At 47.7% G+C, this 12,719-nt stretch carries 10 protein-coding genes; 7 read left to right on the forward strand and 3 right to left on the reverse strand.

The genetic code is table 11. The features are described 5' to 3' along the window. Window positions 1-210: 210 nt before the first annotated feature. On the reverse strand, window positions 211-876 hold the full coding sequence (locus tag C504_RS0115640) for a GntR family transcriptional regulator (RefSeq protein WP_245555240.1): 666 nt from the start codon (window positions 874-876) through the stop codon (window positions 211-213). Window positions 877-1,060: 184 nt separating this feature from the next. Between C504_RS0115640 and C504_RS0115645 the strand changes: the two genes are divergently transcribed. The 3 genes from C504_RS0115645 (at window position 1,061) to C504_RS18975 (ending at window position 4,846) form a co-directional block, all read left to right on the forward strand. Next, complete coding sequence (locus tag C504_RS0115645) at window positions 1,061-2,095, forward strand: TRAP transporter substrate-binding protein (protein ID WP_018690312.1); 1,035 nt, start codon at window positions 1,061-1,063, stop codon at window positions 2,093-2,095. A 68-nt stretch (window positions 2,096-2,163) separates the two neighbouring features. Next, window positions 2,164-4,023 carry a TRAP transporter large permease gene (locus C504_RS0115650; protein ID WP_018690313.1) on the forward strand — a complete coding sequence of 620 codons (1,860 nt, stop codon included), beginning with the start codon at window positions 2,164-2,166 and terminating at the stop codon, window positions 4,021-4,023. Window positions 4,024-4,543: 520 nt separating this feature from the next. Continuing rightward, entirely contained in the window at window positions 4,544-4,846 is a 303-nt protein-coding gene (locus C504_RS18975; protein WP_245555242.1) for a transposase, read from the forward strand. A 260-nt stretch (window positions 4,847-5,106) separates the two neighbouring features. Here the strand turns inward: C504_RS18975 and C504_RS0115655 are convergent, their stop codons facing one another. Together C504_RS0115655 and C504_RS0115660 are read right to left on the reverse strand one after the other, a co-directional pair. Beyond that, the gene (locus tag C504_RS0115655) at window positions 5,107-6,723 is read right to left on the reverse strand and encodes a GMC family oxidoreductase (protein WP_018690314.1); all 1,617 of its coding nucleotides are present in this window, start codon (window positions 6,721-6,723) and stop codon (window positions 5,107-5,109) included. Next, complete coding sequence (locus C504_RS0115660; RefSeq protein WP_018690315.1) at window positions 6,724-7,434, reverse strand: FCD domain-containing protein; 711 nt, start codon at window positions 7,432-7,434, stop codon at window positions 6,724-6,726. Between the two features lie 209 nt (window positions 7,435-7,643). Between C504_RS0115660 and C504_RS0115665 the strand changes: the two genes are divergently transcribed. The 4 genes from C504_RS0115665 (at window position 7,644) to C504_RS0115680 (ending at window position 12,716) form a co-directional block, all read left to right on the forward strand. Continuing rightward, window positions 7,644-9,113 carry an aldehyde dehydrogenase family protein gene (locus C504_RS0115665; RefSeq protein WP_245555243.1) on the forward strand — a complete coding sequence of 490 codons (1,470 nt, stop codon included), beginning with the start codon at window positions 7,644-7,646 and terminating at the stop codon, window positions 9,111-9,113. Between the two features lie 50 nt (window positions 9,114-9,163). Continuing rightward, window positions 9,164-10,135, forward strand: coding sequence for an ABC transporter substrate-binding protein (locus C504_RS0115670; protein ID WP_018690317.1), 972 nt, complete (start codon window positions 9,164-9,166; stop codon window positions 10,133-10,135). An 89-nt stretch (window positions 10,136-10,224) separates the two neighbouring features. Further along, window positions 10,225-11,727: a sugar ABC transporter ATP-binding protein gene (locus C504_RS0115675; RefSeq protein WP_018690318.1), complete on the forward strand. Its 1,503-nt coding sequence runs from the start codon at window positions 10,225-10,227 to the stop codon at window positions 11,725-11,727. Next, window positions 11,724-12,716 (forward strand): ABC transporter permease, encoded by a 993-nt coding sequence (locus C504_RS0115680; RefSeq protein WP_018690319.1) that lies wholly within the window; start codon window positions 11,724-11,726, stop codon window positions 12,714-12,716. Before C504_RS0115675 ends, C504_RS0115680 begins: the two co-directional genes overlap by 4 nt. The last annotated feature ends 3 nt before the right edge of the window (window positions 12,717-12,719 follow it).

The following is a 12,719-nucleotide window of genomic DNA, read 5'->3' on the forward strand; positions in this document are numbered from 1 at the left end:
AATCATGCTCCTATATTGCACATGATCCGTAGTCTTAAGCATATCAGGCTTCGGTGACTGAGCGTGGAATGTGATGTTGGTTGAGTTTGCACCATTGCTGATTTGCGACCGATAAATAGGGCTATTTACTGGGGGGCAGATCACGGCATAATGATTTCTTGTGTGGTCTTTTGCGTCCGTTTAAGGTTCCGCTGACAACACCGTCTTAATTCAGTGAGATATATCGTTGATAATCTGAATTGTATGCTCAGGCAGTGATCTATCTTCAAAAATATCCGGATTAACCTCTGCAAGGTGAGGTAAGGCCAATAGGATTTCGCGCAAATGTTCGCGCATCGCTTTGTCAGCTGCGTCTGGTTCGCCAGAGCGAATAGCAGATACAATATTCCTATGCTGTTCAATGAGCCGTTTCATGGGAGTCGCGATACCTAGACTCAAATAACGGACCCGATCGATTTCGTTGCGTGCACCTTCAACTGTTTTAAGGGCGTAATCGCACTGAACTATATTCGCGATTGCACGGTGGAAAAAGTTATCACTGCGGTTGAACCGATTAAAGTTATCTTCACTGAAGGCTTGGTCTTGCTCTTCAAGCAATTCATCAAGAAAATCAATATCTTTTGGCTTTGCTAAACGAGTAGCATTGCGCACCAACGAACATTCGACGGCTTCTCGTACTAATCTTGCGTCAGCGACCCTACGGACTGATATTTTGCTAACATATGTTCCGCGGCTTGGACGTATTTCTACCAAGCCAGCTTCTGATAGTTTAATGAAAGCCTCGCGAACGGGCTGGCGACTAACGCCATACTTAAGGGATATTTCCTTCTCCGATAGGGCTTCGCCTGGATTGAAGCGCATTTCAATAATAGCCATTCGCAGCTCAAAAAACAGTTGCGGCGCTATAGGTTGATCAAGCCGAAGAGGATTTATCATCTAATTTCCATTTTGCATTTTACGTTTTGCATATTATACACTACCATACCGGTATGGTGAAGATGTATTTTCTGGAGGGAGAACGTCACCAGCTTATTTGAAACATTTAAGGGAGGGTACTAACATGAATGACAAATCTAACAAAAGATTCTCAATTAACAGGCGTCAGCTAATTGGGGGCGGAGTTGCGACGCTTGCAATGCCTGCATTGATTTCCAACGCATTCAGTCAGGAAAAATTTGTTTGTAAAATTGCTCACTCTGAAGCAATTGGATCACCTTTTACAAACGCATTTGATAAATGGGCAAAAATATTAAACGAACGCAGTGAGGGGCGCATTGATGCTCAGCATTTCCCTGCTAGCCAGCTTGGTGGTCTAGCACAGTTGCTGGAGATGAGCCGTATTGGTACTGTTCAGGTTACAGCCGCAGGCCCTGATAGTGAAGAAGCTATAGCGCCTGAGATTGCAGCTACGGCTGGTGCACCTGGCTTTATATATAAAAATGAAGCGCATGTTGATGCGGTTCTGCAGGGCGATATTGGTGACGAAATCAGCAAAATTGCACGTGAAAAAACGGGCGTTGAGTTCATTGCTTATGGTGAAGTTGGCTTCAGACATTTGCTGACCAAAGAACCGGTCACAGGTCTTGCTAGCCTTCAAGGTGTTAAGCTGCGCGTTCCAGAGGTCAATATATGGGTAGAGTTTTGGAAGGCCTTGGGCGCTAACCCAACACCATTGCCGTATTCTGAGCAGTATTCTGCACTTTCAACTGGCATCATTGATGGGCTTGATTCAGACTATTTCTCTGTGCTCGGCTTTAAATGGCATGAGCAGGCTAAAAATATCACGCCTACATATCACTGGTTCTTGCCAAAGGCTATTCGCATGAATGCTGCATGGCTTGATTCATTACCTGCTGATTTGCAGGAACTATGCCGCACCTCTGCGAAAGAAGTGTTTGGTGAACAACGCACAATTAACCGCGCAGGTGCTGACAAAGCACTTGAAGACCTCAAAGCGGTTGGCTGTACAGTTCAACCATTCCCTGCTGAAGAACGTGCAAAATGGGAAGAGAAAACGGACTTCCTATTTGAAAAAATGGGTGAAGCAAGCCCAGAAACAGCTGAAATGATCGCTAAGATTCGCGCTTTAGGCTGATCCTCCCAACAACTTACCCGCCCTAAAACTGGGCGGGTTTTTTACGACTTTGATTACGGGGAAATTAGATGATCGAGACACATCACAAAGCAGCCAACCCATCGGTTGCCAGCTTGGGATTTGCTTGGCTAGACCGAACCTTAGAAGCACTTTCGGTCGCGACCATTTTGATGGCAACTGGAGCTGCCATTTTGCAGGTCTTTTGCCGCTATGTTCTTAATGCATCCCTGCCTTGGCCAGAGGAGTTAGCACAATTTCTCTTTGTCTGGTCTATTTTCCTCGGCATGGCGGTTTTGGTACACCGCGATAGACATATTGCAATTTCGCTGTTTGTGAAAATGTTACCGCAAAAAGCGCAATATGGCCAAACTATCTTCTTGCGAATTGTTACAGTGACAGCATGCTATTTGATGGTCGTGCATGGTATCGATTTCGCACAGCGCTCCATGCAAGTTACACCTGCACTTCAAATCCCGTTGAAATATATGTTTATGGCCGTACCAACAGGTAGCTTGATGGGGCTCATTTTCCTAGCAAGGCCTATTGCTGGCTCAACTTGGTGGTCAGGTTTAGCAACGCTGGTGGCAGGTATTGGATTGTATTACATATTGCGTCATACGGGCAGCAATGTGTGGGGAAATTTGAGTATTTCCTCAATATTGATGATCGTCGGCTTGCTTTTGATTTTTCTTGAAGTGCCAATAATGTTTGCACTTGTGCTTGGTTCCTTTGCTGCCATGTCAACGCAACCAGCTTCAATGCTCGTGATCATCACACAGAACATGTCCGGCTCACTTAACTCTTTTACACTGCTGGCAATTCCATTTTTCATAATGGCAGCAGCGGTCATGAATGCTGGCGGTATTACAGTTCGTATTGTTGATCTTGCTTCACACTTGGTCGGTCACTTCAAGGGCGGTCTAGGTCAGGCCAATGTTGTTACCAATGTTATGCTTGCAGGCGTTTCAGGTTCATCAACAGCCGATGCTTCAGCAACCGCCAAACTGCTCGTTCCGCAAATGGAAAAACATGGCTATGACCGTGCATTTAGCTGCGCTCTAACGGCTGCGGCCTCAACGCTTGCGAACATGATTCCGCCCGGCCTTGGGTTGATTATATATGCAGCCCTGGCATCTGTATCCGTCGGTGCCATTTTTGTCGGCACCATTGTGCCAGGACTGATGGTCGCGCTTGCACTATCGGTGGTAGTTTATATTGTTTCCACTGTCAAAGGGTATGGCGGAGACCGTGCCCGCTCGACAGGAACAGAACGTTGGCGTGCTTTTAGACTTGCCGTGCCTGCACTCTTGTTACCTGTCTTTATTGTCGGGGGCGTTCGGTTTGGCATTTTTACCGCAACCGAAGCTGGTGCAATGGCGTTTCTATTTGCGCTGTTTTGCGGGGCCTTTATTTATCGTGCTTTAACCGCTGCCAATCTTGTAGGTGCACTGCGCGAAGCCGTAGAAGATACAGTCGCTGTTGCAGTCATTATTGCTGCAGCATCTCCATTTGCTTGGATTTTAACATTCGAACAAGCACCGCAAAAAATTGCAGCATGGCTTGGTTCATTAAGCTCTGACCCAATACTTTTGTTGCTGTTGATTAACGTGTTCCTTTTGTTCGTCGGTCTGTTTATCGAAATGATTGCAGCGCTAGTTATTTTGGTGCCAATATTGGTTCCTGTGGTCGTTGCTGCAGGTGTTGATCCGCTGCACTTCGGTGTTGTGATGGTTATCAATCTTGTGATCGGTGCACTAACCCCGCCACTCGGTGTACTTGTCTTCACGACAGCACGGGTAGGTCGCGCCGATTCAAGCGCAGTGTTCAAAGCAATATTGCCATTCGTGGCTGCGCAACTTGTCATTCTTGTACTCATCACGTTGGTGCCTCAGATAACGATGCTTCCTATAAAATGGTTTGGACCATAATGAGAAGATCAATGTTCCTTATTGTCATCTAGCTCGCATCCAAGAAGGGTACTGGATATGAAGCGAAGGTGATGATTTTTACGGTCGCCTTTATGAAAGAGCTACTTTATGCTTTGAGGCGGTGTTGTCAGGGGAACTTTCCGCTATTTGAAAACCGCGGTAATTTTCGAACATGAAAACGAAAAATATTTTTAAGTATTTTAAACTTCGCCTGAAATCATCAAACTAGCGGTGATGTATTATGTTCGGTTTCCACTCAGTTTACGGCAGGTGGTGGATATTCTGCACGAACGCGGAATCGACATTTGCCACGAAACAGTGCGTTCTTGGTGGAACCGTTTTGGGCCGATGTTGGCAAATGAAGTTAGGCAGCATCGGGCAGGGAAACACTCAAATTGTCGCTGGCACATTGATGAAGTTTTCGTCAAAATCAATGGTGAGAAACTATATCCGTTGACCGGCAGGTGAATGCGAAGCAATCACCGAGAGGTTTTGGCGCGCCATTGATCATGAGGGCACTATGTTGGACAGCTATGTTTCAAAGCGTCGAGATCGTCGTGTTGTATTGAAGGTATTAAGGAAATTGCTTTCCAGATACGGTTCTCTTGCTGAAATAGACACGGGTAAACTTGGCTCCTATAGCGCAGCTTTAAGAAACCTTGGTATCCGTCATCGCCACAAAATTGGGCAATATAAGAATAACCAAATTGGGATTTTACATCTTCATTTTAGGCGACGAGAACGAGCTATGGGACGTTTCCGATCCATAGCAAGTTTGCAAAAAATTCTCGTCCATTCATGCTACCATTTTCTACCAATTTAACCACCAACTTCATTTCCTAAGCCGCCCCAATTTTTAATATTTACGAGATCAGTCGTTAAACGATTGGCGTATTTTGTGCGCGGTATAATGATTGTTTGTGTGGCTTTTCACGCGAGCTTAAAGATACTCTGATAAGATCGGTTGTCAGAGGTACTTGCCACGTTCCCAGTGCATGCAAATTTCAGAGCATAACAACGAAAGCCCTTTCTGCTATTGCAAAAATCACCAAAATTCTTGCATTAAGTGGTCGAGTAATAGGTTCATTTGTCTATAATCAAGTCCGCACAACGGTCACCAATCATCATAGCAGGGGCATTTGTGTTACCAGCATTGATGTTCGGCACTGCGGACATGTCGCAGACCCTTAAGTTCTGAATCCCGCGCACACGCAATTTTGCATCGAGCACGGCCATTGGGTCGCCATCGGCGCCCATCCTTGCAGTGCTCGACGGGTGATAATTTGTTTTCACAAACCGTTTGCAATGCGCTTTTAATGCGTCATCGGATAAATCATCTTGGGGCGGGATTGCGATCCGTTCAAGGTGTTCAGCAAGCGGTGAAGCTTTAAGCGCATTTATGAAGAAGCGCTGCCCTGCCACCATCTCGCGCATATCATCGGGATGTTTTAACAGGTTGGGTGAGACGGCAGGCATATCGGATGGATTGGCCGATTTTAACCGCACTTCGCCGCGTGATTTCGGTTTCACAACGACGGTCGTAATGGTCAGCCCATGTCCATCGTTTACAAGGCCAACGCTATCGCGATCTAGGTAAACTATGGGCACACAAAATGCCTGAATTGTTGGCAGTGCGTCCGGTGAAATGGGGTTTACAAAAGCGCCTGCCTCGACGCCTGCAGATGTGATGGGGCCGGAGCCAAAGAGTTTGAATTGGATGCCGTTTTTCAGCATGCGCCAACCTTCACCCTGTTTGTAATAACCGTATGGTCCATTTGCCAATGCTGTTGTCGGCACTTCAGGGTGGTCGATTAAATTTTGGCCAACGCCCGGCAAATCAATTTGTACGTCGATGCCATGTTCTTGAAGGTGCTCTGCAGGGCCAATTCCAGAAAGCATCAACAGTTTAGGTGTAATCAGCGCGCCTGCGGCAACAATAATTTCACCATCGGCATAGACGGTTTTAATTTCCCCTTTGCGGTCGCGATAGATTACGCCCTTGGCGCATCCATTTTCAATCACGATACGCATTACTTCAGCGTTTAGCCGAACGTTCAGGTTTGGATTGTTTTTTTGTGGTTCAATATAAGCGTAGGCTGCCGAGCTGCGTTTACCGTGACGATTCATAAATTGATAAAAGCCAACGCCGCGCTGTGTTTGCCCGTTGAAATCTGGATTGAATGGTTCGCCAATTGCTTGCACCGCTTGCACAAACCAACGCGACATTTCATCGATGTGGCCGGGGTCAGAGACCAGCATCGGCCCATTTGTTCCATGCAGGTCATTGTTAAGGCGGTTGTTTGCTTCCATCCTGCGATAGTGAGGTAGAACGTCCCTCCAGCCCCAGCCAATGCTGTCATTATTGCCGCGCAGGATTTCTTGCCACTCATCGTAATCAGATGGTCTTCCGCGCATGTAAACCTGTGCGTTGACGGATGATCCGCCGCCCAATACGTGCCCTTGAGGGATTTCGTGAACACGGCCGTCTAAGTGCTCTTGCGGTATCGTTTTATGATAGCGCATAAATTTCGAGCCGTTTATCATTTTGAAAATGCCCGGCGGCATATCGAGCAAAGGGTGTCTGTTTGAATGTCCAGCTTCGAGTAGAAGAACTCTGGCATTGCCATCAGAGCTAAGCCTTGCGGCGGCTACACAGCCAGATGAGCCGCCGCCAATAACAATATGATCGAAGCTTTCCATCTAGTCGGCTTCCATGTCGAATGTAACGCGCACATATTCCCATGCAGCTTTCAAGTGAACGTTCAAGGCTTCTTCAGCCGCGTCTGCGTCTCGTTCTAAAATGGCATCAAGTATAGCTTTGTGTGCCTCGTAATTGGCCAAGTTTCGTTCAGGTAGGCGCTTCATCTGCGCCCATTGTGGGGCAAGCCACGATGTGTAACCCTCATGAACGGCGGGGAAGATTGGGTTTTTCGGTATCTGGTAGAGAACACCATGAAAAGCGTTGTCGGTTCTATAAAATTCTTCGGAATCGTTTATCGCATTTTTGTTAGCTTCTAAGGCGGCCTTTAGATCACTTATGTCTGTTTTTGTCGCAGATATAGCTGCCTGCCTCACCAATCCACATTCCATAAAGACGCGGCTTTGATACAGGTTCTTAACGCCGCCCGGTTCGTTAAGAAGGTGCCTGACCACATTTCCAGTCGCGCTCAACACGGTCGCGTAATCGGGCTTGCTGACGATTGGACGAAACCGAGGTTTGCTCTCAACAAGGCCGCGATTTGAAAGCGTTGATATCGCTTCTCTGACAACCGTCCTGCTGGTTCCGAATTGCTCCATTAATTCACGTTCAGCAGGCAATGGGCTTTTGTTTCTTAAGCGGCCAGATGCAATTTGAGATTCAAGTTCTGCCACAATCGCATCGGCTGCACGGATGTTCGTATCTAAAGACATATGCAAATATGGTCCTACTAAAATTAGTCTTTGAAAAGCAATATGACAAATATGCAAGCTTAATGCAAACGCTATGATAAGCCATTTCAGTGCGATAATTGCTCTTATTGACAGTATTTTTTATATGTAAAAGCGAAATTGCAGTGTTGACAAACCCGAACTATATATATTTGGTAGAACCATATTGGTCATACCAAACTGGATAAGCTGTGTTCGATTTAACTTTTACAAGCTCTAAGCCTGCTACCATCGGCATGTATGTTGATGGCAAATGGACGAATCCAACCGGACGAGAGCTGATTGAGGTTGAGAACCCAGCGAATGAGACTGTTATTGCTTCCATCGTTGATGGTTCAGCAGGAGATGCTGCAATGGCTGTTGAAGCGGCGCATAAGGCCTCTGCCTTATGGGCAGCTAGACCTGCGATTGAGCGCGCAAGACTTGTCGCTGCGCTGGCGGGTGAAGTGCAAACCAACCATGAAGCTTTGGCTCACATCATAACGTTGGAGCAAGGCAAACCAATCGCGCAAGCGCGCGGCGAAATCGATGCTGTTATCACCTTCCTGACATATGCAGCAGAAAGCGCGCGGCGCATTGAGGGCGATATTGTTGCCTCTGATAACTTAAATGAAGAAATTCAAATTCGTCGCCATCCTTATGGTGTGGTTGTTGGTTTAACGTCTTGGAATTATCCAGCTGCACTTGCTGCACGTAAATTGGGGCCAGCATTGGTTGCGGGCAACACCTTTGTGTTGATGGCTCATGAGAACACGCCATTGTCTGGTTTGGCGCTTGCGCAACTTGCCCATGATGTTGGTTTTCCAGCAGGGGTGTTTAACTCAATTACGGGCAGGGGTCGTGTTGCTGGTCAAGCGATGGTCGAGCATCCTTTAACGGGTATGGTCACGATGACCGGTAGCACGCGGGCTGGTAAAGAAATTTTCCGTGCTGCTGCAGATACAGTCAAAACTGTTCGTCTTGAGCTTGGCGGCAAAGCGCCGTTTATCGTGATGGACGATGCGAATATAGATGCCGCAGTCGCAGCAGCGGTGACGGCGCGTTATACAAATTGCGGACAGATTTGCACCTGCAATGAGCGCATGTATTTGCATAGCGCTATTGCAAACGAGTTCATGGACAAATTTGTTGCGGCCTCCCAAGCGCTTACAATTGGTGATCCAATGGGCAATGTGGATTTGGGCCCTAAAGTCAGCCGTTTTGAGCGTGATAAAGTTGCTGATGTTATTGCAGCAAGCGTCAAAGCCGGTGCTGACGTGCTGCTTGAAGGCGGTGTTTTGGAAAACGACCAATACGCTCGGGGCCATTGGATGGCACCAACCGTATTATCGGTAAAAGACAATCATATTCCAGCCATTCGCAATGAGGTTTTTGGTCCTGTTGCTGTTGCCATGAATGTTGGGTCTTTTGACGAAGCGGTCGCGCTCGCCAATGACACGCAATATGGGCTGTCGGCTTATCTGTTCACGAAAAATCTTAAGCACATTCAACGTGCTCCGCACGTTTTGAAGTTCGGTGAGCTCTATCTCAACCGAAGCAATGGCGAGGCTGTTCAAGGATTTCATACTGGCTGGGGAATGTCAGGACTTGGCGGTGAAGACGGCAAATACGGGTTCGATGGCTATATGCGCAAGCAGACCAGCTATTTGAATTGGGATTAACCCAAACAGCGGTCACGAGGAATATGGCCGCACAATGAGGAGGAACTATAATGAAACGTAGAACAATTTTGGGCGCTTCTTTTCTAGCGCTTGCAATGTCAACAGTGGCGATCGCTCAAAGCTTGCCGCCGCTTGAACAAAAAGAACGCTACAAGGTTGGTTTTCCGCAAATGGAATCGAACAACCCTTGGCGTATTGCAGAATCGAAGTCATTTGTTGACACAGCCGAAGCATGTAACTGGGATCTCATCAGCACGGATGCAGGCGGTTCTGCTGCCAAGCAAGTGGCCGATGTGGATAGTATGATTGCACAAGGTATTGACGTTCTATTCTTGCCGCCACGTGAAGAAAAACCACTTATTCCAGCTGTTAAAAAAGCTGCAGCTGCAGGCATTCCGACATTTCTTGTTGATCGCTCGGTTGATCCAAATAATGCCAAAGCGGGTGTCGATTATGTTTCCTTCCTAGGTTCAGACTTTATTGACCAAGGCCGCCGTGTTGCCGAATGGACTATCGAGAATTTCAAAGGCGATAAAGCTGTTGTTGTTCAGCTTGAAGGCACGACAGGTTCATCACCTGCTAATGACCGCAAAAAAGGCTTTGACGATGCAATCGCTAAAGATCCGCGATTTACAATTGTCGCTTCTCAGACAGGTGACTTTGCACGCGATAAAGGCCGCCAAGTCATGGAAACTGTGCTTCAAGCCCATCCCGATGTTGATGTCGTTTATGCGCATAATGATGAAATGGCGATTGGTGCAATTCAAGCTTTGGAACTTGCAGGGCGCAAGCCGGGCGAGGATGTTTTGATCGTCTCTATCGATGGCACACGCGATGCACTTCAAGCGATCATTGACGGCAAAATGGGCGTAACTGTTGAAAGCTCTCCTTTCTTTGGTCCTTTGGCCTGCGAAACGATGAAGCGTTATGCTGCCGGTGAAGAAATTGAACCTTGGGTTCAGGTGAAAGACCGGATCTTCACGCAAGCGAACGCAGCAGAAAACATCAAGGACGCTTACTAACGGCCTCCCTGCCGAAGAGGAGGCGCACTCGATTGCGCCTCCTTGACTAATTGAGGAGCTTGGGGGGATAATTGACACAATTATTAAAAATGGACGCAGTGCAGAAAGCGTTTAACGGCGTGGTTGCGCTCGACGGCGCATCGCTCGATATTGAAAAGGGCGAAGTTCATGCGCTGATTGGCCAAAACGGTGCAGGTAAGTCCACACTGATCAAAATATTGACGGGCGTTTACCACAGTGATGGTGGTCATGTGCACTTTGATGGCGCTGAAAGTTTTATCAGCAGCCCGAGGGAAGCACAAAGCGCTGGTATTGCGACGATCTACCAAGAGTTAAACCTTGTTCCGTTGCGCTCTGTTACCGAAAATATTGTCATGGGCTATGAGCCCAAACGAATGGGCGTATTCATCGATTGGGATGAAGCCCATAAGCGCGCACGTGAAATATTGCAGCGCTTTGGCATCGACATTGATGTGACCGCACGCTTGGGCAGTTTTTCAACGGCCATTCAGCAGCTTGTTGCGATTGCACGCGCTGTTTCTCTTGATGCCAAACTCGTCATCATGGATGAGCCGACTTCATCGCTCGATGTTTCGGAAGTTAAAGTTTTGTTTGGTGTCGTTCGCGGTCTGCGCGATGCAGGCGTTTCAGTCCTTTACGTTTCTCATTTTCTTGATGAGCTTTTCGAGATTTGCGACCGCGTCACGACTATGCGCGACGGGCGAACAGTAGATTGCCGAAAGATGAAAGGTGTCACTAAGCTTGACCTTATCTCAGGCATGCTGGGCCGCGCTTCAAGTGAGATCGCTGAAGCAGGCATGACGGAATTTTCGGGCGGGGAAGCCAAGCATGGTGAAGTGCTTTTGTGCGCTGAAAACATTGCAACAGGTCCGCGCTTAACCAAGCTCGACATCACCGTTCACCGCGGTGAAATTGTCGGTCTTGGAGGCCTTTTAGGCTCCGGTAGAACTGAAGCTGCGCGTGCACTTTTTGGCATAGACGCACTAACGGGTGGTGCCGTTTCTTTGAAGGGGGCAAGCGCTCGTTTAGAAACACCAGCCGCAGCAATTAAAGCCGGCATTGCTCTTTTGACCGAAGATCGCAAAGCCGAGGGCATTATTCCTGATATGAGTGTGCGCGAGAATTTGACATTGGCACTTTTGCCAAAACTAACGCGCAATGGGCAAATCGATAGAGCTAGAGAACGCGAAATCGTCCAAAGTTTTATTGATGCGTTGGGCATTAAAACGGCAGGCATGGAGCAGCCGATACGTGAACTTTCAGGCGGCAACCAACAAAAGGTTTTGCTCGCTCGATGGTTGGCTGTTGAGCCGGAACTTCTCATTCTTGATGAGCCAACGCGCGGTGTCGATGTCGGTGCAAAGCGTGAAATTCAAGCCATCATTCGTGATTATGTCAGCAAGGGATTTGGCGTGGTGTTGATAAGTTCCGAGTTCGAGGAGCTTGTTGAGGGCGCAGACCGGATCGTTGTTCTCAATGAAGGGCGGTCAATAAAAGAGCTCAAAAATCCTGGCATTACCGAAGATATTCTTGTGCGCGCATTGGCACATACAGGCGAGGAAGCGGCATGAGTACTCAAAGTTATGTCAGCGGATCTTCGCAGCCGATATTTAACTGGAAAAAGGTTTTGAAAAACCATGGCGGCCTTGTTGCTCTGGTCGTGATCCTTGGATTCAATATTTTAGTAACGCCGAACTTTTTGCAGTTACAAACGCTGTTTGTGAATATTAGCCAGGTTGCAACCATCGCTATCGTTGCAATGGGTATGACTTTGGTTATTGCAACGGGGGGCATTGATCTTTCTGTTGGTGCGATCATGGCTTTGGCCGGTGCTATTGCGCCGCTGATTTTCCAATCTGAGTTTGGGCAAATGTACCCAGCCCTTGGCGTTGCCTTGGCTATTGGTTTTCCGCTGCTGGTTGCAATGGCGTGCGGTCTTTTCAATGGTGTTTTGGTTTCGGTGCTCAAAGTGCAGCCGATCATTGCCACGCTTATCCTGTTTATATCAGGGCGCGGCATTGCTCAGGTGCTCACAAACGGCAATTTGCAAACGTTTAAAAATCCAAACTTTAGTTATCTTGGTACTGGAAAAATCCTCGGCTTGCCGTTTCAGGGTTGGCTCGCAATAGCCATTGCTTGTGTTCTTTTTTGGATTATTAGCCGTACAATTTTTGGCCGTTATGTGCTTGCTATTGGCGGTAATGAACGCGCGGCGACCTTGTCTGGTGGCCCCGTGCGGCGCGTAAAAATTGCGGTCTATATCATTTGTGGTGCCTTGTCAGGTTTGGCTGGATTGATCGTTGTTGCCATTAACTCGGCTTCGGATGCTGCGCGTAACGGCGACCTTATGGAGCTTGATGCTATTGCGGCAGCCGTTGTTGGCGGCGCGCTTCTACAAGGCGGCCGAGCGCCGATATTCGGAGCCATTTTGGGCGCCGTCATAATTCAACTCGTAAAATATACGCTGCTGGCAAATGGGGTTGAAGATGAAGTGGCCTTGATTGCCAAGGCTCTCATCATTGTCGCAGCCGTTTATATTCAGCAAGCGCGTAAGGAGTAATAG

The sequence above is a fragment of the Ahrensia kielensis DSM 5890 genome (assembly GCF_000374465.1).
Classification (GTDB): Bacteria; Pseudomonadota; Alphaproteobacteria; order Rhizobiales; family Rhizobiaceae; genus Ahrensia; species Ahrensia kielensis.